Raw genomic sequence first — 19,618 nt, 5'->3', positions numbered from 1 at the left:
CATGCCGCCCGACCTGACACATCTGGCGCTCGAGGTTCTCTCCGGTGCGGTGGTTGGCTTCACGCTGGGGCTGATCGGCGGCGGGGGGTCGATTCTGGCCGTGCCGCTGATGGTCTATGTCGTCGGTGTTGCCAACCCGCATGTCGCCATCGGCACCAGCGCCCTTGCCGTTGCGGTGAATGCGCTGGCGGGGCTGGCGCAGCACGCGCGCGCGGGCACGGTCAAATGGCGCTGTGCCGCAATTTTCGCCACCTGTGGCGTTGTGGGGGCGTTCGGCGGGGCGACGTTGGGCAAGGCGATGGACGGCCGTCGCCTGCTGCTGTGCTTTGCGCTGCTGATGATCGTGGTCGGCGTTCTGATGGTGCGCGGACGGCGCAACCAGGGGTGCGCGGGGGCCGCCTGCAATCGTGAGAATGTAGGCCGCGTCATGACCTATGGCCTGGGGACGGGGGCGCTGTCGGGCTTTTTCGGGATCGGCGGCGGGTTTCTGATCGTGCCGGCGCTGATCGCCTCCACCGGGATGCCGATCCTCAACGCCATCGGCACCTCGCTGGTCGCCGTGGCCGCGTTCGGGGCCAGCACCGCTCTCAGCTACATGGCATCCGGCCTGATCGACTGGAACCTGGCCGTGCTGTTCATCGTCGGCGGTATCGCCGGCAGCTTCGGCGGGATGCGTGCGGCGCGGGCCCTGGCCGGTACCACCGGCGCCCTGACTGTTTTCTTCTCTGGCGTTATTTTTTGTGTAGCCACCTATATGATTTGGCGCAGTTTCTAATAGGACGATCCATGATCGCCCGCCTAAGAGTGCCTTGAAGCAGATAAGCGCATGCGCGCAAAGTACGAAGCTTGCGCTTCCTTCTGCAATATCGCCGCGACGTGCGCTCACTTTATGAGCCCGTACCTGCCTCCTTCCGCCCTGCAACATCCCGCACCCGCTCGTTAAGGAACCGCTGTCCCCTCGCCAGCCGCCGGACGAGCACCTCATTGAATTGGGCATACATGTCCGCCGCCCGATCCCTGGCGGCTTCGTTTTCGTTCGCCGGGATGGGAAGCTGATGCCTCATCCAGGCACGGGTATAGAGCGCGAACGCCTCGCCCAGCACGGCGACAGCCTCGTCCACATCGTCGATCCGCCGCCCGAGCCGGTCCAGACGCTTCGACAGGGCGGCATCCCGGCGTCCATCGTCCTCGCCAGAAACCAGCGACAGCACCGCCGCCTCGATCACCGCCGATTTCGACACCTTCCGGCGCTCCGCCAGCGCCTCGACCTGCTTCAGCAGGCCCGGCTCGAAATACACGTTCATCCGCTGCCGTCTGGTCATCGCCGTGTTCCCGATCTGGAGGTCCGATGACAGAGTGCGCTGAAATTTTCCCGACGCAAGTCCCTGATTGGTCGGCATAGTACCGGGGCGTAGCCAAGCGTAAAATTGGCGGCTTTTGTCGGTGTTTGTCAGAGTTCCGGAACGACTCGTGATACTTTCCCGCTACAGGCCAAGGCCCCTGCCCCGTCCCAGTTCCCAGGAGATGCCGCCATGCTCATCCATGGAAATGGCCATCTCCTTCTGGTGCTGTCTGCCGATCTCCGGCCGCCAGGGCACCAGCGAGAATTCATGCCCGCTCTCCAGCACCGCGAAGCGCCCGCTGGCCAGATCGACCGGGCCTTTCATCGTGCCCTGGATGGTCTCGAAGCGGTCGAGGGGTCGCCATAATTTCCCCCGCTTCTCGGCCATAGCCTGCCCGACCCGTTCCACTTCCCGCCCTTCCAGCGTCGCCAGCAGGTTCTTCCGATAACGGACCATGCCCTCCGGGGTAAGGCTGGCATCGCCACGGTCGAGCAGCGCCTTTTGCCGTCTCGCCAGCGCGTCACCGACTTCGCCTCCGAACCCGGCCTCCACCCGGTCGCCCTCACGGCTTATCCCGGCCACCAGACGCCGGTCGAGCCAGGACGCCCCATCTGAGCCGATCTGCGCTTCCAGATCGAAGGCCGACAGCAGCCGCACCGTCGCCTTCGGCGCACGGGCGGCGTCATAGGCGATGGAGCGTTGCTGGAAGTCTTCCGGGATGCGCCAGCGGTCGGCCTCCAGCCGCTCCACGATCCCCGCCCGACGTAGAGCCTCCAGACGGCGGATATGCCCCTTGATCAGGTCTTCCGGGTTACCCTTGATGCTCCAGCGGTCGAGCTGCATCCGCTCCAGATGGGCGGAAGGGCGATAGATCCCATCCTCGGTATGGGTGAGGATCGCCCGGTCGGATGGGCGCGGCTTGTCGGGGACCGGGGCCGCCGCGATTTCCACGATCGCGCCACCGGGGATGTCCTCCATCTGGGCAGGATCAAAGCCGCGCAGATGATGCACCCGCCCGTCGATCCCATCGACCACCAGCGACAGCTTCTCCCCCAGTTCTTCCGTCAGGTGCCTGTCCACCAGCCGTCCCGTCACCGGCCTCTCTGGTACCTCGCCATGAAGGCGGAAATGCGCCGGGTCGCGCGTCGGCGCTGTTCCCTTGTCGCGCGCCTTCAGGGCGCGGTGCATCTGCCGCGTGATGTCGTCGCGCTCACCGAGATTGCGCAGACGCTCTTCCAGCCGGTCGTCGAGCGTCCATCTCCCCGGCTCCGTCTGGCTGGCCAGTCCCATGCGTTCAAGCTTCGCGAGGCGCGACAGGCGCAGCCGCCGGTCCACCAGATCGGAGGTCGGCGTCTCAATGCCGGGGCGCATGTCGAGATGGTTTTCTGTTGCCTGATCCAGCAGGGCACGGTCGAGGCGGGTGAAGCGGCCGCGGTCGATCTCGGTTTCCAGCTTCTGCCGCTGCTCGATCTCGGACACGGGACCGAGTTCCAGCGTCGCGAATTCGGAGGCGCGTTCGCGAATGCCGTGGGTGATGTAGCCGCCATCGATGACGAGGTCTTTGCCCTGGTCGTCGCGGCCATTGACCACGACATGGACATGGGGATGGCCGGTGTTGAAATGATTCACCGCCACCCAGTCCAGCCGTGTGCCGAGATCGGCTTCCATCCGCGTCATCAGGTCGCGCGTGAAGTCCGTCAGATCGTCCAACCGGTCGGCGTCTTCCGGTGAGACGATGAAACGGAACTGATGCCGGTCGTCCGCACCGCGTTCGAGGAAAGCTTTCGCATCGACGCGGTCGGTCTCCGCACCATAGAGGACGCCACGCTCGCCGTCGCGGGACGTGCCATCGCGCTGGATGTAGCGCAGATGGGCGGCGGCCCCGCCTCCCTTCCCGGCCTGACGCACCACACGCGCCTTCACGGCCACACGCCGGGAACCAGGAACCTGATGCCGCCAGCCGGCGATCCCGCGCGCGCGGACGAAGGACGCGCCCCGCCCGCGTCCCACGCCACGGGTGGAACCGGAACGCGCTGCGCTCCCCGAACGCGAGGTCTCACCAGACCCGGAAGAGAAGCGGCGGCCACTGCCGCCGCCCGCCCCGCTGCCGCCCCTCTTTCCGGGGTGCAGCGATTGCCGGCGAACCTGCGTCCGGATGCTGGCCAGAAAGTCCGTGCGACCGCGTGTCGCGCTACCCTTCGAGCGGATGCGTCCCGGCCGGGGACGGAACGCGGTGTCGTCATCCTGCGCCATGGCCGGACCTCGCCAAAACCGGGTTTTTCCAGGGACAGTGCCGTCAGAAACGGCGGGAAACCATCACTCCTGAAAAATGACGGCTCAGGAGAGCAAAATCCAGAGTGCCACACAAACTTTCTCTAACCCCATGTGCAGACAGAGAAAACCACAGGTCAGGACCGGCTGGAGTGCCGGTTCCTTTAATCTTGCCCTCACGTTTTTTCTTCTTTCCGGCCTCTGAATTCGGCTTTTCCGAATCTGATGCCCCCTTGCCAACCTGACCGGAATGACTGGCAAAACCTGCCACGAAGCGCCTCGCGCCACCACGCGAACTGGACGACGAAACGCTGCCGCGACCTATCTTCGGTGCATCTTATGACGTGCCGAACACACGTCAAAATCATGCGTCGGACGTGATCGGAAGCGACATCCGAACATCATCGGGAACTGTCAAAGTGATGACGCTCACGGTGACGATGACCAATCGGTCAACCTGCGCTCGTTGTGCATCCAGACGGGCCATCCACCCCCTGCGTATGGTGTTCCGGATGCGGGAAAACGCGTGTCACTGAACGTCGGATCGTTCGTCGAATGGGTGTTCGAAGGAGCGCCAAAGGCGACCCGAAATAGACGCGGCGGCACAGCCGACGCCTTCCGCTCGCGGCGCGAAGCGCCGCGTTGTCCCGGCACAAAACGAACGCGACAGGAGGATGGAAAAGCTGACCGGAAAGAGAAGGGAAAGGCACGGGCAAACGTCGGTAAGCTAGACGCGGGAAGCACACTCAATGCAACGCGCGACGACGCAGCCATGCCCGATGCCGTGCTTTGGTATAGGGATCGGGCTGCTGCCGTGCCTCCAGCCGATGGTGCAGGTGACGCCAGTAATCGGGACTGACCTCTGTCGGGTCGATGTCCAGCGCCTCGATCGCGTCGATCGCTCCCAGTACACGCTGGACGCGCGGCCATGAAGTCTGGTGCAGCAACACCTCGCCGCCCGGCCGCACGCATGGGACAGTCTGGTAGTCTTCGCCGGAGCCGACCGTGCGCACGATGTCGATGTGCGATTCAACCGTGCCATACTCGTTGGCGGCCCAGCGGACGAAGGCGAACACACTGCCGGGCGCGAAGCTTAGCATGCGCCGCTGACGGTCGAGGATCGTGTCCGCGACCGGCCGCCCGAAGCGCAGCCAGCGTTCCACCTGCTTCTCGATCCACGTCAGTTCAACCGTCGTGATCAGGACGGACGGATCGTCGGGCATCACGTCTGTTTCCTCTTCACGGTCGGCTCATCAGACGACACGAATGCCGATGGAAGAATGGAGGAACCCGTTATTGAGGTTGAGATGGAGATGCCGGATAAAGCCGGCGGGCGACCCGTTCCATGGTCAATCCCTGCACGATGATGGTGAACACCACCACACCGTAACAGACGGGCAGCAACAGATCACGCAGTTCTCCGGGCGGTAGACCAAGCGCCAGTGAGACCGAAATACCACCTCGCAGCCCGCCCCAGGTCAGGACGCCGAGAACGCGGCCCCGTTCCCATTGACGAAGATGGACCGGAAGGGTCGAGAACAGCACGCTCAAAGCCCGCACGGCAATGGACAGGGGGATTACGGCAAGTGTCGCCAGAACCGTAAACAGATGCGGCGTGATCTCAAGGATTTCAAAGCCGATCAGCATGAACAGCAGGACGTTCAGGACCTCGTCAATGAGTGACCATGCGACGTCGAGTTCCTTGCGCGACGCTTCATCAAAAATGGAATGGCTGTAACGTGTTCCGAAACAAAGACCGGCGACAACGACCGCGATCGCGCCTGACATGCCAAGCTGGTTGGCGATGCTGAAAGTTCCGGTCGCAAGAGCCAGCGACGTCAGCAGGTCGATATGCGGATCCCGCTGCGCCTTGAGCACACGGAGCGCGATCCATCCCGTGAGCGCTCCGAGAAAACCGCCACCGAGCGCCTCGCGGCAGAAGCTCAGGGCAATTCCGGACGCGGCCACTCCCTGACTGTCTCCGGTCGCCAATCCGATCGTTACACCGAAAATGACAACGCCCACGCCATCATTGAACAGGCTTTCTCCCGCAAAAACAGCCTGAAGCGGTCCCGGTAGTCCCAGACGTTTCAGCATTCCCACGACCGAAACCGGGTCGGTGGGCGCGAGGATGGCACCCAGCACGATGCACCATGCGAAGGGAACGGTATGGCCTAGCAGCGGGAAGACAGACCATGCCGCGATCGCCAGAAAGGCGACGGCCAGCACGGTCCCCAGGACAGAGAGGGCGGTGACGGAGGCAAGCTTTGCGCGCAGATGCCCGACATTGACCTGCATGGCGCCGGCAAAAAGCAGCAGCGACAGCGCGCCATTCAGAAGTGCCGCAGGCAGATTGATGGCGCCGAGTACAGATCGCGGAAGGGCCTGAAGATCATAGGCCGGAATCAGCGGATTCAGGACCATCACCAGAAGCGATGTCAGCAACGAGAAGACAAGCACACCAATCGTGACCGGAACGCGGAACGTATGGTGATTAAGAATGCTGAAGCCTGCCGAGAGGCTCAGCAGCAGGGCAAGGAGGCTGATCGTATCCATGCCCCTCCGCTGGCCGCTCAGGCGCTTTACGTCAAGAAAAACCGGGACATGGTCCATTAGCGGGAGGGCTTGACGGTTTGATGAATGGCAGAAGCCGCAGTCACCCAATCAGCGAGTCGTAACCTCAAACCAACCATTCACCAACTTGTGATTTCCCGTTTTATGTACAAAACACCGCCAAATGTACGCCTGACTACGCCCCAGTACGCAGCAGCAGATACACGCCGACAATCCATTGGAATGGCTATATTTTTTCGGTTGCGCGGCAATTTTCAGCGCGTGATCCTGCTGCCCTCTCCAGACGGAAAGGGCAGGACGATGACGGACGAAAACCGCATATCGAACGCCGGACCGAATTCTCCGGCCAACGATAACGAACCCACGGACAATATCCAGTCCGCTCTTCCCAATCCGGCCATGAAGGCGCGAACGGACGCACTGATCCTCGTCCTGGCGCGCCTGCTGGGACGGCAGATCGCCCGCGAGGAATTCGAGCGGCGGCTGGGCCAGATCGCCAACGACAACGATCCCGCCAGCAGGGCCAGGCCGGAACAGGAGGAATGAGATTATCCTTGAGAAAGAGGTATTATACGTATAATTTGGGCATCACCACTCCATCAGCAGGATGCCCCGCTCATGCCCACCGTCGGCGCCCTCGAATTCCAGCGCAAATTCGGCGAATTCCAGCATCAGGCCCAGCGTGAGCCGGTTGAGATCACCCGGCACGGCCGCCGTGAATATGTGCTGATGTCCGCCGATCATTATGACTGGCTCCGCGCGGCGGCCCAGCGAAGCCACCGGATGGAGGATGTGTCCGACGTGGTGCTGGCTGCTGTGGAGCGCGCCGAGATGGACCCCGAACATGCGCATCTCGACGAGTTGCTGAAATAAGGGCCGTCGGTGTCGTTTCCCGAACCGAAGCCGGGCCTCGTGATCCGTTACGATTATCTGTGGACGCATGAGACCGCGCGAGGACAGGATCAGGGCAAGGATCGTCCCGCCTGCCTCGTTGCGGCCAGCGACAGCGTGCTGCGGCCCCGCTACGTCGTGCTTCTGCCAATCACGCATACGCCGCCTTCCGGCGATACGGTCGGGATCGAGATACCGGCGAAGGTCAAGGCGGCGATCGGACTGGATGATGTCCCAAGCTGGGTCATCGTCTCGGAGCACAACGTCGATGAATGGCCGAGCAGCGGCGTGTCGCCGGTCCCCGGCAAAGCGGGTGTTTTCGCTTACGGCTTCATTCCTCCGGGCCTGTTCACCCGGATCAAGGCGGAGTTCGTGGCCCTCGCCCGACAGAAGAAAAGCGCCGTCGTGCGTCGCTGAGCATGGAGAACCTATAAGGATAAAGGAAGTAAAGTCATGACCCGTGTCGCGCTCTATGCCCGCTATTCCTCGGACAACCAGCGGGCGGCTTCGATCGAGGACCAGTTCCGGCTCTGTGAAGAGCGCGCCACGCGCGAGGGCTGGCGGGTGGTGGATACCTACCGCGACGCGGCGATCTCCGGGGCCAGCATGATCCTGCGCCCCGGCATCCAGACCCTGCTGCGCGACGCCCAGGCCGGACAATTCGATATTGTGCTGGCTGAGGCGCTCGATCGCGTTTCCCGCGATCAGGCCGACGTCGCCACCCTGTTCAAGCGCCTGCAATTCGCGGGAGTGCAGATCGTCACCGTGGCGGAAGGCGAGATCAGCGAGCTTCACGTCGGCCTGAAAGGAACGATGAACGCCCTGTTCCTCAAGGATCTGGCCATGAAGACCCATCGCGGGCTGCGCGGGCGCGTCGAGGCTGGCAAATCCGGCGGCGGGATCTGCTACGGTTATCGTGTCGTGCATCAGATGGACGCACGGGGCGAACTGATCCGGGGCGAACGCGAGATCGACGACGCGCAGGCGGAAATCGTCCGCCGCATCTTTCGTGAGTTTGCGTCCGGACGCAGTGCGCTTTCCATCGCCGGACGCCTGAACGACGAAGGCATCCCCAGCCCCACGGGCGGTAAGTGGAACAACACCACCCTACGGGGCAACGCCCTGCGCGGCACCGGCATCCTCAACAACGAGCTTTATATCGGTCGGCTGGTCTGGAACCGCCTGCGCTATCTGAAAGACCCGCAGACGGGCAAGCGCGTCTCGCGACTGAACCCGCAATCAGAGTGGATCGTCACCGAGGTTCCGGATCTACGGATCATGGACGATGATCTCTGGCAAGCCGTCCGTGCCCAGCAGGCACTGATCGCGGAAAAGAGCGTGAACATCAGCGCCGGTATCCGCGCCTCCAACAATCGCCTCAATGGCCAGCGCCGCCCGAAATCCCTGCTCTCCGGTCTGGTGTTCTGTGGCGTGTGCGGCGGTCCCTGCTCGATCCGGGGCGGCGACCGCTTCGCCTGCTCCACCCATATGGACAACCGCTCCTGCACCAACAAAACCACCATCCGCCGTCCGGAACTGGAAGACCGCATGCTGTCGGGTCTCAAGGACCGACTGATGACGCCCGAAGCGGCGGCGGAGGCGATGCGCGCCTATGTCGAGGAAACCAATCGCGCCAACCATGAGCGTCGCGCCAGTACGGCGGGCTGGCAGACGGAACTGACGAAACTGCGCAAGGGGCTGAAACAGATGCTCCAGGTGATCGAGGATGGCGGCTATACACGCGGCATGGTCGAGCGCATGCGCGAGATGGAGACCCGAGAGGATGAACTGGTCGCCCTGCTCGCTGCCCAGCCCCAGGACGTGCCGGATATCCATCCCAACGTTGCCGGAATCTTCAAACACAAGGTCGAGCGGCTGGCGGAAACCCTGAACCATCCCGAGGAGCGGCAGGAAGCCTCAGAGGCCATCCGGGCACTGATCGAGAAAATCGTCGTCACACCCGGCAAGGTTCGGGGCGAGATACACGCCACGCTGCATGGCGAACTGGGCACGCTATTGGATTTCGCCGCCTCGCACGGTCAGGGAGCCAAAAACACGAACACTCCCGGAGCCAGGGCTTCGGGAGTGTCGGTATCGGGTATTGCGGGGGCAGGATTGGTTCTCAATTTGCGACAATCGCAAGGTGAGAATAAAGCGGGTTTAGATAATTGTTTTGAAAAGATTTTTTCTGCTCTCGCTTGATCTTTTCATAACCATAGTAACTTCGATCACCAAAGACGATTGACGGCGAAGTTGTCAAACAAGGCCTCGTTGGAGATCAACGTCATACCCTCGGCCTGCGCTTGGGCAATCAGGAAACGATCAAACGGGTCTTTATGAGCAATGTTCATCTCGCCTGCGACGCGCGCGTGAGTCACGCTGATTGGCAGTTCCACGAACCCCTGCCCGGCAACAATAGCTTCAAAGTCCTGCGCCAGCAGCGCCGCCCCCGGCAGTTTACCGATGCGGAACTTGGTTGCGACCTCCATGGCCGAAGCCGCGCTCACGGCAATGACATTGGCTTCATCCGCTATGGCCTCCTGGGCGCGGTGACTCAGGTGCTCATCGCCCGCCAGCCACCAGATCAGCGCGTGCCTATCAAGCAGTAGCCTCAAACGAGATTCCACCCGTCCAGTTCATCCTCGGGCAGCACTTCATTAAAGGTCTTATCCAAGGTGATCTTGCCTTTGAGCGCCCCAAACACGCGACGACCTTGCGGTTCCACCGGCACAAGACGCACCACTGGTACGGAACCACGCGCGATCACCACCTCACCGCCCGCAAGTGCGTCGGCGATCAGACGGGACAGGTTGGTCTTGGCATCGTGAACCGAGAACTGAGCCATGGGGCATCTCTTTGTCTAACTATATAGCTAACCACCTTTCTTTTGGCAAGAGCAGCCTTCCGCTCCACCCGTGTGTGAACTGCCCCGTTTCCTGGTGATTCCCATCATACTCGATGGTCCACCCAGTGGGGGCTGCTCACCATATAAGGCCCTAGTCACAACGACGGAGAAACGGGTTGATGGTAAGACAACAGGCACATCATGTCGTGCTGAGCCCAGAGACCCGGACTTTTCTGGAAGGGCTAGCTCTTCATCACCAAATGGCACGTCCATCATGAACGGCAATCAATTAATGGCCTGTCTCTGATCGCGCTTTCCGACAGCGAACTGGCGGGAATCCCCCAAAAGACTGCCTATCTGCTTAGTAAGAGCGGGGTAGGCAGGCAGAAGTTACCTCAAGTCGATTATTCAGCGCTATCTTCCATATCGCCGAAAGCTACGATAGAATTGGCTATGTTTAAGACGCTGTTTCTTCCCGGTGCAGGTGGCAGTGCTTCCTTTTGGAAACCTGTCGCAGCCCATGCCCAGCTTGACGGTATCTTTTTTGCTTGGCCGGGATTGGGCACTGAGCCACCTCTCCCTAGCATAAACAGCATCAATGATTTGACCACTTTGGTGGCTAATGAAATAACCGAACCAGTAAGCATCGTTGCCCAGTCAATGGGCGGTTTTATAGCGATGAAACTGGCACTGAAATTTCCGGGCATGGTCAGATCTCTCGTGCTCGCCGCAACATCGGGTGGAGTGCCAGTCGCGGACTTAGGTGGATCGGAATGGCAGTCCGATTATTTTTCCACCTTCCCGCAGGCAGCAAAATGGATTGCAGATCCCGTAGTTGATCTATCGAGTCAGTTACCAAGCATTGATATGCCAACATTGCTGCTCTGGGGGGACGCAGACCCTATTAGTCCCTTAGCAGTCGGAGAACGACTGCTGTCGCTTCTTCCCAATGCTCGCCTCGACATTTTTCCCGGTGCAGATCATGATCTCGCTCAAACGCATTCCGAAGCCGTTGCAATTGAAGTGAAGCGTCATTTAACGGCGACTTTGTAACGGTTATTCATCGAAACCGGATGTTCTCCGCCCCGCACTCCTGTCATCAGTCTACGCGTCGGAATCGATGACAGTCTGAAGTCAGTCTTCACACAGTTTGGACACTCAGCTCGCGCGCGTCACTGAGTGACCGGGCACGCCGGCATTACGGCTTCAATCCGTCATCTGATGGGGCGAGAGACGCAATCTTCCGGCTTCGATCACACGGCCCTCCCTTCCTGGTCACCAATACGCAAGGCACGCTCTACAGCATGCCGGAGAGGTTCCATATCGCCTTCGGTCGTGATCCAGAGCGTTGCCCCTTCGAGTTGCGCGAGGGTATCCGTTGCGACGGATACCGGTTCGGAAATCTTCCCAGCTTCCAGAATCCCGGCCATCGCATCGCGCAATCGTGCGAAAAACGCCCGCACCGCGTCCCGAGCGTCCGGTGTCTGCGCCGTCACGCCATACGCGAGATGCAATCCCACGCAGCGCCCCCTCGCCTCGAATGTCCCGGCGATCCGTTTGATCAGCGTCCGCCAAGCCGCACGCCAGTCCGTCGCAGGATCCGGAAGACCGGCCAGCGTGTCGTCGAGTGTCATGGCCAGCACCTCGCGCACCAGCGATTCCTTTGACGGAAAGCGCGTGTAGAGACTTTGCGGACGCAGGCCCACGCGATCGGCCAGATCGCGCATGGACGCCCCTTCGTAGCCATACTCGCGAAACAGTTCGCGGGCTTCGACAACGATCCGGTGGATAGGAACGGGTTCTCTCATTTCGCCTTTGACTCACGAACGGTCGTTCGTCACAGTAGGATGCATGGTGCTGCCGGGCAAGTCCCGTCCACCTCCTGTCCTCTATCTCCGGTCACAGGACACCCCGTGATGCTTCTCTATGATCTGGACGTCTCCGGAAACTGCTACAAGATCCGGCTTTTCGCGGCCCTGACCGATACGAAGCTGGATCTGGTTCCGGTCGATCTCGCGGCAGGTGAGAACCATGATCCGGATTTCCGGAAACTGAACCCGTTCGGGGAAGTCCCGGTTCTGGTGGATGGTGACTTCACACTTCGGGACTCTCAGGCCATCCTGGTTTACCTTGCCGCCCGGCTGGCGGACCGCGCTTGGTGGCCTGAAGACGCCATGTCACAGGCCACCATCACACAATGGCTTTCAGTGGCGTCGAGCGAGGTTCGCAACGGCCCCAATGCCGCCCGTCTGATCCGGAAATTCGGATATCCTCTCGATATGAGAACCGCCACGCGCTGGACCGACAAACTCCTGCCGCTGCTCAATGCGCATGTCGAGACACAGGACTGGTTTGCCCTCGGTCACCCTACGATCGCTGACTGCGCTCTCTTTGTAGGCAGCCAGAAAACCCGCATCGCCATAACGGTCGTGCAGCCATCGCAGATAGGCTGCCCCGGCTGCGATATTGTCGTGCGGATCGAAGGGATCGGCCCCCAGATTGAGCGTGCGGCGGACGTCCTTCCAGGTGCCGGGCATGAGCTGCATCAGCCCCATCGCACCGGCACCGGATACCGCGTCCGGATCGCCAGCGCTTTCGGCCCGCAGGACCGCCCGTACCCACGTCGCCGGGATCGCATTTTGCTTCGCTGCCTGACGCACCAGATCGTCAAAATCCTGCGCCCGGACAATGGTCGGCGAGAGCGGCAGCGCGAGCACGGCCAACACGCCGGCGGACATGAAAAACCGGGTGTTCATTCCCGACCTCCTGGACGTTTTGCAGGCCGGTTCCAGACCAGTTGCCACTCACGCCCGCCGCGCCCGGCCTGGAACAGCGTGGCGCGTATCGGTTGCATGAAAGAGGGATCGTCCAGGACAACGGAAACATACTCGCCGGCACGCTCCCCGGTGCGTTTCCACCCGGCACCGATCTCCAATGCTGAATCGCCTTCACCGAGATGGATGCGATAATCGGGTGCATGTTCCGCGCCATTGTTTTCCGCCGGCATGAAGGTCAGTTCAGCGTCCAGCGACAGGGTGCGCACCCGTCCGGCGAAACCATCCGACGTCCGGGTGAAAAAACCGATCTGGCTCATGAGAGAAGTCCTTTCGGGTGTATGAAAATTCAATGGCTGGCGACCATCATTGGATGGGTGGTTCACCGGGTTTCATGGGCATCATGGGCGGCGCCAGAAGCGGTCGCTCCCGCATCGGCTCGGGCGGTTCCGGAAGGGGAGCGAAATGCGGCGGTGGTGGCTCGGCTTCACCGGTCCGGACATGCACGGGCACGGCGCGGCCGATCACTGTTTCCATCGGCAGGACACCGAAATACCGCCCATCCAGACTGGTTGGCACAGCGGCGTTCATGACGAAGACCTGTCCTGGCCCGAGATGCTGACAGCCCTGCCAGACGGGCAGCTTGCGGCCCCGATGGTCGACGGTCTTCGCGTCGCCGACCGCCTTGCCGTCGATGGTGACGTGGACGCCGATGCGACAGACACTCTGCCCCGCCAGTGCTGCCACAGGCTTGAGCAGCAGCACGCCGAACGGCAGGTAGCCGCGTGTGGCCAGCAACGTGGCCTCGCGCTCCGGCAGGCGGATGGCGACGATGTCGCCGACATGGACCGGGGTGGTAGGCTGGATGCGATATAGCCCGACCGGAACGCTCGCCGTCTCGTTCCAGACCCAGCGCGGTGTGGGATGAAACGCCAGCGAGGCGCCCACGCCGAGCACGGCAAAATACGTGGCGAAAAACCAGGCGCGACGGGTCATGACGCGGCCCTCCTGCGCAGCCACGCCTCGTGGCGTTCACGCGTGTAGGGACGCGGCTCCTGCACCACTGTGAGCCGGTGATGCAGGTGCCGCCAGTGATCGGGGCAGGCGGCCGCAGGGTCAATTCCCAGCGCCTCCACGCCGTCGATGGCCTCCAGCACCCGACGCACCTTTGGCCAGCCGTTCTGCCGCAGCAGACTCTCGCCACCGGGGCGCACGAACGGCACGGTCTGGCATGATTCCGAAGCTCCGACCGCGCGCACGATGTCGATGCAGGACACCACCGTGCCGAAATCGTTTGCGGCCCAGCGGATGAACGCAAATACACTGTCCGGCGTGAAGCTCATCAGCCGGCGCCTGCGATCAAGGATGCGGTCCTCGACGGGACGGCCGAACCGGATCCAGTGCTCGATGCGCTTCTCGATCCAGGTCAGTTCGACCGTGGTGAGTGCATGGTTTGCTGGCCGGAAAGAAGGGGCGCTCATGGAACACCAACCAGGCGATCCGCGACCGTTTCCCGAGCCTTTTTTCCATGCCCCGATTGAGCTGCCGGAAGGGAAACCGAAAGACCGGAATCCCCTACATAATAAGTTATTATATTAGTTATATAAGTTACGGGACTGATTCCGCTTTTGAAAACAACGCACTGCGGCGTTTTCTGCACCGTCAGCAACGGTATTTCCGCACCGTGAGCAATGGTAGGATTCACACGGTTATCCACAGAACCGGTGGGTAATACCGTTGGCGAAATACGCAGGACTGGCTGTTTTCCGCCATAAATGACCTTGCAGTCGTAACCTGGGACGACCTGGCGACGGGCAATGCCGGCGACGTCGATCACGAAATTCCGCCAGGGAGAGAGGGTGCCGGACCGGGCATGGAGATCACGAAGATCGAAACGCCATCCATCTTTCTGCCGGCCGGCATGTCGGCGCGCCAGACGGTAAAGCCACCGCTCCAGGCCGCCATAAAGGCGGAAATAGGCGGGATCGACGCTCAGGACATGGGAGCGATCACAGGCCATCTCCATGAGCCAGTCCGGCAGGGTCAGGGCTACCCCATCCTCACGGGAAATCCGGACGTCACTGATCCAGGCGAACGGCTTCTCGCGCCACTCCGGCCCCTGCCGCAGGCTGGTGGTGACGCGCGTTTCCGCCAGACGTGCAAGGGCGCCATGAAGCCGGCGATACTGGTGGGTGCCGTCAGCCCATCCCAGATCCTGGAACAGACGCCAGGGCGTGAAGCGCACATGGCGCGACACCCACAGATCGTGGTTGAGGGCATCGACGATCTGGCCGGTCAGCCAGAGCAGGATATCGGCGTCCCGGATGGTCGCCATTCCCAGAGGAGCCGAGGCTTCGACAACTATTTCCATCTGACGCGAGCGGTAGCGAAGGGGCTCAAGGCGCGCCATGTGCCCCAGCGCGAAAAACGGACGCCCCATCAGATCGCGGATGTCGCAGGGCCGAGCCGATCCCGTGACCACAAAGCGGCGGTCGGGCTGACGCCAGCTATCGGCAGCCGGCATCATCGTCCGGCACTCCGCTGCGCCTTGCGAGCCCTGGCCTGCAAGCGGATGATATAGGCGCGGGGATCGGACGGCATGGGAATGCCACCACCATCCCCGGTGGAGAGCCGGACGTTCAGGTCGGCCCAGGCACAGAGATCTTCCACGGCATAGACGATCCGGCCGCCAAGCTGGCGGTAGAGCGGACCGGTACCGCAACTCCGGTGTTTTTCGAGGGTGCGGATGGACAGGCCAACGAAATTGGCCGCGTCCGGGGTGCGCAGATAGCGCGGTGGCAGTGTCGGCTGGACACGCATGAGGTGTTCCTCCCGTTGGATCGGGCCGCGTGCGGAATATCGCGGCTCATGGAAAGACGCTGCCGGAGAATGGAGCCTGGGGAGGGATGACAAAGTTCAGGCCGCCAGACTGTCACCCCCCTGCTTCAGCCCTTGAAGGAGAGCGATGTGACCGCCGTTCTGATAGAATGCGGCAGCGTCGAGATCGCGGTAGAAAGCCCGGTGCCATGAGCTGGCACGCCATTCATTGCGGGACAGGTGCAGGATGCTCTCGCCGTAGATGCCCGCCGCGATCCGGCGTGTCGCCATTCCTATGTGCCGGCCTTCGACGATGCAAAGCATGCGAACCTGGCGCAGTTTCTGCTGGGAACTCAGGCGCAAAGTGGAGGGAAGAGGGCCAGGCGCCTGGCCGGCAAGCAGGCGGCCGAAGCGCGCAATGCAGGCGAGACGGGTCGCGAGGTGCCCATCATCGATAACAAACCAGGTTCCTGGCGCATCGGGTTGCCGATCGACGACGATGACGATGCGCAGCGGCCCTGTTGCGCTGTCCAGCACAAGATGGATACCATCGGGACCGTCGTGTCGTGCCCGCGCGTACGGCGTGAGACGAGACAGAATGTCACCCCCATCGCCACGCACGGCGACCTCGGGTGCGATGTCCGGATCCCAGAACGCAGGGGCAAGCCAGGCGGGGAGATCAGGGTCGACAGGGAAAACGCAATCCCCAGCGACGGGCGAAAGCGCGCCATGCCTCGGCGTCAATCTTGCCCGTCGTCATGGTTGCGGCATGATCGTGCCGGTAGGCCGGGTTGTGCCGCAGCCATTCCTGGGCGAGACCGGCAGGGTCGAGCCCGGCGAAGGCGCGACGAAGGGGTCGGCATCCCACGGCCGGATTGTCGGCACGCCCCCCTCCCCCAATATGTCACGGATTCGACCCAGTATCCGGTGCGGAACCGGAACGGGTAGTCCCGAAGACTCAGGGAGGTGATCCCGAAAATCTTTGACCAGATAGGGACTATTTGGAGGAGGGAGGAAGATTCAGGCCACGCGGGCGGGAAATGTCGGTTTTTCCGGCATTACGTGATGCGCTCAGCACATCACTCTGGCGGGAGAGAAACCGTTCGTGTATTATAATACGTAGCGCGATAATACACAAATCGTTCCTATCCTGCGGATGGACATCCGAGGACTTTTCGGCGCGAACGTGAGGCGCCTGCGACGCGCCGCCGGTCTCAGCCAGGAAGCCCTGGCGGAACGGATGGGCGTGGACCGCGCCTATATCAGCTGGATCGAGACCGGGCGCCAGAACGCGACGCTGCTCTCGCTGTGGCATGCGTCGCAGGCGCTGGGCGTACGACCAGCCGTGCTGCTGGATGAAAGTCATGTCGCCGCGACCGTGACGCCAGCCAGTGAGGAACGGTAGGCCGCCTGGCGGTAGGGAAAGCCCCTCCCGGCGGCGCCGGGAAGGGCCAGTGTGGGGGTGGTCAGTCCCCGTTACGCGGGCGCTGGCGGCTCCAGACTAGGTTGTAGGCGCCACCTTCCTCTTCGAAGAGGCTGGCGAAGATCGGACCGGGAAGGGTCGGATCGTCCAGCTTCACGCTGAGATATTCACGCCAGTCCGTGGTGTGCTTGATCCAGGCGGCCCCGGCTTCGAGTTTTCCGATCTGGACCCGGAAGTTGGGAACATTGTCGCTGGCCCGGTTGCCTTCGGGCACGAAGCGGATCCCCCGGACTTTCTGTGTCAGGGTGACGATCTCGCCCTCGTACCCCTCGCCCACCTTCTTGAATGAACCGATGATCATTGTCCTGTCTCCTGGCTTGTATCGGGCCGCGACCACCGTGGCCTCGATGGCCATCGCCAGCCCGGAGACGACCGGCGGCGCACCTGCGTGCAGGCCGGAGCAACGCGGAGGACGGCGGCGCGGAACTTTGTTGATGCGCGAGGAATGACGGCGCAGCCGGCAGAGGAAGAAAGTTGCGGGACGCCGTTGCGCCAGAGCCGGGCGAGGCGAAGCCGCTCTTCGGGCAGATCGGCCATATCGAGAGGCCATGGTGTGCGGCGCCGTCAGTATTGTGGGAGACAAGTCAGCCCGTCGTGTTCCGTGACAGGGTCGTGGGGTGTCGGGAGAGATCGTTTGCTGTCGCGAGAGAAACCCGATCATGTCCGCCGCTGGAATGACCCACCACGCCGCCGCAACCTTCCCCACTCGGTCAGGAACGGAACACGGGACGGGACGCTGCCCATCAGCCACACCGGCAATAGCCTGCGTTCCCTGCATCAAAGCTGGCTGCCGTTTCAAGCCGATTGGGTCTGTGCGGACTGCTGCCACAGAGGGAAAGGCGTTTGCACCGTCCAAAGCCGACCGCACGCCCGCAACGGGAACTGACCGCCCGCTCCGACCCCGAGCACTCCGTCAGGCTGGCTGAATGGCACAGAGCCGTGTCCATGCGGACCCACCGACGCACAGCGCCCCGAAAGTCGCGAACAGGTATCCGGGGACGACGCCCATCTCGCCCATGCCGCAGAAACCCAGCGTCGTGCCAAATCCCGCCAGCGCGGCCGGCAGGGCGAGCAGGAGCGACACCGATGCCCGGAGCGCGGGATCGCGCGAGGACGCCAGGATCGTCTGGCCGCATGCCAGGACCATGATCCCGGCGGCGATGCCCGCGAGTGCTGCATGCGCGCCGGACAGCACGCCATGGTCGTAGAGTATGGTGGAGACCATCGCCGCCACGAACAGGGGCGCGGCATAGACCGCGCACAGAAACAGCAGCCAGCACAGGAAACCGATACCGGCGAAGCCGAGGACAATACCGAGACCGAGCAGCATGAATCGCGTCCTTTCCACGAGGAGGAACACCACACACATGCCGCGACGATTCAGGAATATCCATGAAATAGCATTGGACTTTCCTACACTAGTTTCACGATCAGGACAGCGCGCGGAGCGCGCCGGACTACGACCGGGGCGCCCCCTGTCGGCGCCCTCCGCTCGCGCCGTGGACGCGGCGCGTTGTCCCGGCAGCGTTGCGAATGGGCCAAGGACCAACGTCCTGCCATACATTAACTTTGCGAGCCGGCCATGCCGGCGAGCGCCGCACGCGCCGGGTCGCGGCGCGTCTTTGCCGCCGGTCCGTCGGGACCAGCGCGATTTTCCGGCCGTGTCCGGTAACGGGAAGAAGGGGGCGGCTTTAAGCCGCCGCCCTCGCCGCCCCGTGCCAGGCCAGCCGACGGGTTGCCGTGGCTGCATGGTCCGAGTCCAGTTCCATACCCAGCCAGTCGCGGCCAAGATGCTGCGCCGCCACCAGGGATGAACCCGAACCGGCGAACGGGTCCAGAACCAGCCCACCCACCGGGCAAAAGGCTTCCACCAGGGGCAGGAGTGAAGCCACCGGCTTTTGCGTCGGGTGCAACCTGTTTCCCGAATAGGGCATGTCAATCACGTCCGGGATGGGCTTTGCGGGCGGTGTCACGTTGTCCTTGGCCAGCAGATAGGCGCTTTCATGTTCATACCGAAGAAACCGGGAAGAGGACGAATAGGACATGCGAAAGACGATATGCCCGACCATGCGGAACCCGGCCGCCTTCCAGGCATCGGCAAACAGATCAATCCGGTTCCAGCCATAGAACGAAATGGCAAAGCCGCCGCATTTGAGGACACGGTGCATCTGGTTGAAGGCCGGTCGGAGCCAACGCGCATTGTCGTCGTTGCGAACCTTCCGCCCGTCCCTGCCCTGATAGTTCACCAGGTAAGGCGGGTCTGTCAGGATGAAATCCACCGCATTGCGGGGTAGTCCGCGCATAAGCTGCACGCTATCGCCATTGAGGATGGTATTGCGGTAATCGGCTGCCGTGTTGGTGTTGCCGGTCATGGTCTTTGCCCTTTGTTCCGCGAGGAACAGCCCCCGCTGTTCCACTGCCTCGCGGCGAGCAGCGGGGGTGAAAACGGAGTGACGGCTTCGCGGGGAACCGGCTGCACGGAGCGCAGCGAAGGAAGCTGGGCGGAAGACGTTACGAAGTGCGCCGGGGGCAGCGCCCCAAGTTTTTTCTCTTCTTTTTCATGGTCTTTCGAATTTTCTACATCGGAACAGTCAAATTTTGATGCAATACAAAAACGATT

The 19,618-nt window shown here is 62.2% G+C and carries 27 protein-coding genes and 1 pseudogene; 9 read left to right on the top strand and 19 right to left on the bottom strand.

The genetic code is table 11. The annotated features are described in order from the left end of the window. Position 1 precedes the first annotated feature (1 nt). Complete coding sequence (locus tag EMQ_RS11340) at positions 2 to 775, top strand: sulfite exporter TauE/SafE family protein (protein WP_010667964.1); 774 nt, start codon at positions 2 to 4, stop codon at positions 773 to 775. A gap of 112 nt (positions 776 to 887) precedes the next feature. Here the strand turns inward: EMQ_RS11340 and EMQ_RS11335 are convergent, their stop codons facing one another. Beyond that, positions 888 to 1,322 (bottom strand): ribbon-helix-helix domain-containing protein, encoded by a 435-nt coding sequence (locus EMQ_RS11335; RefSeq protein ID WP_026200066.1) that lies wholly within the window; start codon positions 1,320 to 1,322, stop codon positions 888 to 890. 162 nt (positions 1,323 to 1,484) lie between these two features. Next, the gene (locus EMQ_RS11330; RefSeq protein WP_231367942.1) at positions 1,485 to 3,053 is read right to left on the bottom strand and encodes a DUF3363 domain-containing protein; all 1,569 of its coding nucleotides are present in this window, start codon (positions 3,051 to 3,053) and stop codon (positions 1,485 to 1,487) included. 39 nt (positions 3,054 to 3,092) lie between these two features. Between EMQ_RS11330 and EMQ_RS17210 the strand changes: the two genes are divergently transcribed. Next, positions 3,093 to 3,722 carry a hypothetical protein gene (locus EMQ_RS17210; RefSeq protein WP_231367943.1) on the top strand — a complete coding sequence of 210 codons (630 nt, stop codon included), beginning with the start codon at positions 3,093 to 3,095 and terminating at the stop codon, positions 3,720 to 3,722. A gap of 638 nt (positions 3,723 to 4,360) precedes the next feature. Here EMQ_RS17210 and EMQ_RS11320 read toward each other — a convergent pair. Next, positions 4,361 to 4,837, bottom strand: a complete 477-nt coding sequence (locus EMQ_RS11320; RefSeq protein ID WP_010668365.1) for a DUF2840 domain-containing protein — start codon at positions 4,835 to 4,837, stop codon at positions 4,361 to 4,363. Between the two features lie 70 nt (positions 4,838 to 4,907). Next, positions 4,908 to 6,170, bottom strand: coding sequence for a cation:proton antiporter (locus EMQ_RS11315; protein ID WP_014106140.1), 1,263 nt, complete (start codon positions 6,168 to 6,170; stop codon positions 4,908 to 4,910). Positions 6,171 to 6,488: 318 nt separating this feature from the next. Here EMQ_RS11315 and EMQ_RS11310 point away from each other — a divergent pair, with 318 nt between their 5' ends. From EMQ_RS11310 to EMQ_RS11295, 4 genes are all read left to right on the top strand, one after another. After that, positions 6,489 to 6,734, top strand: coding sequence for a hypothetical protein (locus EMQ_RS11310; protein ID WP_041247386.1), 246 nt, complete (start codon positions 6,489 to 6,491; stop codon positions 6,732 to 6,734). 72 nt (positions 6,735 to 6,806) lie between these two features. After that, complete coding sequence (locus EMQ_RS11305) at positions 6,807 to 7,061, top strand: type II toxin-antitoxin system prevent-host-death family antitoxin (RefSeq protein ID WP_010667350.1); 255 nt, start codon at positions 6,807 to 6,809, stop codon at positions 7,059 to 7,061. A 9-nt stretch (positions 7,062 to 7,070) separates the two neighbouring features. After that, on the top strand, positions 7,071 to 7,496 hold the full coding sequence (locus tag EMQ_RS11300) for a hypothetical protein (RefSeq protein ID WP_010667351.1): 426 nt from the start codon (positions 7,071 to 7,073) through the stop codon (positions 7,494 to 7,496). Between the two features lie 36 nt (positions 7,497 to 7,532). Then, complete coding sequence (locus tag EMQ_RS11295) at positions 7,533 to 9,281, top strand: recombinase family protein (protein ID WP_018307989.1); 1,749 nt, start codon at positions 7,533 to 7,535, stop codon at positions 9,279 to 9,281. Positions 9,282 to 9,307: 26 nt separating this feature from the next. Here the strand turns inward: EMQ_RS11295 and EMQ_RS11290 are convergent, their stop codons facing one another. Together EMQ_RS11290 and EMQ_RS11285 are read right to left on the bottom strand one after the other, a co-directional pair. Next, positions 9,308 to 9,706 (bottom strand): type II toxin-antitoxin system VapC family toxin, encoded by a 399-nt coding sequence (locus EMQ_RS11290; RefSeq protein ID WP_231367944.1) that lies wholly within the window; start codon positions 9,704 to 9,706, stop codon positions 9,308 to 9,310. After that, the gene (locus EMQ_RS11285) at positions 9,691 to 9,924 is read right to left on the bottom strand and encodes a type II toxin-antitoxin system Phd/YefM family antitoxin (RefSeq protein WP_010668434.1); all 234 of its coding nucleotides are present in this window, start codon (positions 9,922 to 9,924) and stop codon (positions 9,691 to 9,693) included. Before EMQ_RS11285 ends, EMQ_RS11290 begins: the two co-directional genes overlap by 16 nt. 453 nt (positions 9,925 to 10,377) lie before the next feature. Here EMQ_RS11285 and EMQ_RS11280 point away from each other — a divergent pair, with 453 nt between their 5' ends. Next, positions 10,378 to 10,977, top strand: a complete 600-nt coding sequence (locus EMQ_RS11280) for an alpha/beta fold hydrolase (protein WP_010668433.1) — start codon at positions 10,378 to 10,380, stop codon at positions 10,975 to 10,977. A 200-nt stretch (positions 10,978 to 11,177) separates the two neighbouring features. On the opposite strand, the gene EMQ_RS11275 is transcribed toward EMQ_RS11280, so the two are convergent. Further along, entirely contained in the window at positions 11,178 to 11,732 is a 555-nt protein-coding gene (locus tag EMQ_RS11275) for a TetR/AcrR family transcriptional regulator (RefSeq protein ID WP_010668432.1), read from the bottom strand. 150 nt (positions 11,733 to 11,882) lie between these two features. On the opposite strand from EMQ_RS11275, the pseudogene EMQ_RS17205 reads away from it, so the two are divergent. Further along, a pseudogene (locus EMQ_RS17205) lies at positions 11,883 to 12,005 on the top strand (glutathione S-transferase); the annotation flags it as partial. 123 nt (positions 12,006 to 12,128) lie between these two features. On the opposite strand, the gene EMQ_RS11265 reads toward EMQ_RS17205, so the two are convergent. The 9 genes from EMQ_RS11265 to EMQ_RS17320 all read right to left on the bottom strand — a co-directional run bounded on the left by EMQ_RS11265 (position 12,129) and on the right by EMQ_RS17320 (position 16,400). Continuing rightward, on the bottom strand, positions 12,129 to 12,680 hold the full coding sequence (locus tag EMQ_RS11265) for a lytic transglycosylase domain-containing protein (RefSeq protein WP_010668430.1): 552 nt from the start codon (positions 12,678 to 12,680) through the stop codon (positions 12,129 to 12,131). Beyond that, the gene (locus EMQ_RS11260) at positions 12,677 to 13,018 is read right to left on the bottom strand and encodes a DUF736 domain-containing protein (RefSeq protein WP_010668429.1); all 342 of its coding nucleotides are present in this window, start codon (positions 13,016 to 13,018) and stop codon (positions 12,677 to 12,679) included. Before EMQ_RS11260 ends, EMQ_RS11265 begins: the two co-directional genes overlap by 4 nt. 46 nt (positions 13,019 to 13,064) lie before the next feature. Beyond that, positions 13,065 to 13,694 carry a S26 family signal peptidase gene (locus tag EMQ_RS11255; RefSeq protein WP_010668428.1) on the bottom strand — a complete coding sequence of 210 codons (630 nt, stop codon included), beginning with the start codon at positions 13,692 to 13,694 and terminating at the stop codon, positions 13,065 to 13,067. Continuing rightward, positions 13,691 to 14,179 (bottom strand): DUF2840 domain-containing protein, encoded by a 489-nt coding sequence (locus EMQ_RS11250; RefSeq protein ID WP_018307990.1) that lies wholly within the window; start codon positions 14,177 to 14,179, stop codon positions 13,691 to 13,693. The genes EMQ_RS11255 and EMQ_RS11250 overlap by 4 nt, the downstream gene beginning before the upstream one ends. Further along, the gene (locus tag EMQ_RS11245) at positions 14,176 to 15,225 is read right to left on the bottom strand and encodes a replication initiator protein A (RefSeq protein ID WP_018307991.1); all 1,050 of its coding nucleotides are present in this window, start codon (positions 15,223 to 15,225) and stop codon (positions 14,176 to 14,178) included. The genes EMQ_RS11250 and EMQ_RS11245 overlap by 4 nt, the downstream gene beginning before the upstream one ends. Then, on the bottom strand, positions 15,222 to 15,518 hold the full coding sequence (locus EMQ_RS11240) for a helix-turn-helix transcriptional regulator (RefSeq protein WP_006560342.1): 297 nt from the start codon (positions 15,516 to 15,518) through the stop codon (positions 15,222 to 15,224). The genes EMQ_RS11245 and EMQ_RS11240 overlap by 4 nt, the downstream gene beginning before the upstream one ends. 96 nt (positions 15,519 to 15,614) lie before the next feature. Next, positions 15,615 to 16,136, bottom strand: a complete 522-nt coding sequence (locus tag EMQ_RS11235; protein ID WP_231367945.1) for a DNA -binding domain-containing protein — start codon at positions 16,134 to 16,136, stop codon at positions 15,615 to 15,617. Positions 16,137 to 16,194: 58 nt separating this feature from the next. Then, positions 16,195 to 16,317: a transcriptional regulator domain-containing protein gene (locus EMQ_RS17200; protein ID WP_231368046.1), complete on the bottom strand. Its 123-nt coding sequence runs from the start codon at positions 16,315 to 16,317 to the stop codon at positions 16,195 to 16,197. Continuing rightward, complete coding sequence (locus EMQ_RS17320) at positions 16,272 to 16,400, bottom strand: hypothetical protein (RefSeq protein WP_269208723.1); 129 nt, start codon at positions 16,398 to 16,400, stop codon at positions 16,272 to 16,274. Before EMQ_RS17320 ends, EMQ_RS17200 begins: the two co-directional genes overlap by 46 nt. A 271-nt stretch (positions 16,401 to 16,671) precedes the next feature. On the opposite strand from EMQ_RS17320, the gene EMQ_RS11225 reads away from it, so the two are divergent. Next, positions 16,672 to 16,920: a helix-turn-helix domain-containing protein gene (locus tag EMQ_RS11225; RefSeq protein WP_018307993.1), complete on the top strand. Its 249-nt coding sequence runs from the start codon at positions 16,672 to 16,674 to the stop codon at positions 16,918 to 16,920. Between the two features lie 61 nt (positions 16,921 to 16,981). Here EMQ_RS11225 and EMQ_RS11220 read toward each other — a convergent pair whose 3' ends face one another. From EMQ_RS11220 to EMQ_RS11205, 3 genes are all read right to left on the bottom strand, one after another. Then, entirely contained in the window at positions 16,982 to 17,299 is a 318-nt protein-coding gene (locus tag EMQ_RS11220) for a DUF736 domain-containing protein (RefSeq protein ID WP_026200067.1), read from the bottom strand. A gap of 612 nt (positions 17,300 to 17,911) precedes the next feature. Next, the gene (locus tag EMQ_RS11210) at positions 17,912 to 18,547 is read right to left on the bottom strand and encodes a hypothetical protein (RefSeq protein WP_231367947.1); all 636 of its coding nucleotides are present in this window, start codon (positions 18,545 to 18,547) and stop codon (positions 17,912 to 17,914) included. Positions 18,548 to 18,689: 142 nt separating this feature from the next. Continuing rightward, on the bottom strand, positions 18,690 to 19,370 hold the full coding sequence (locus tag EMQ_RS11205; protein WP_018307995.1) for a DNA methyltransferase: 681 nt from the start codon (positions 19,368 to 19,370) through the stop codon (positions 18,690 to 18,692). Positions 19,371 to 19,618 lie beyond the last annotated feature (248 nt).

Source organism: Acetobacter aceti NBRC 14818 (genome assembly GCF_000193495.2).
Taxonomy (GTDB): domain Bacteria; phylum Pseudomonadota; class Alphaproteobacteria; order Acetobacterales; family Acetobacteraceae; genus Acetobacter; species Acetobacter aceti.
Note: the sequence above shows the minus strand (reverse complement) of the source record. Positions and strands in the feature narration are given on the sequence as shown.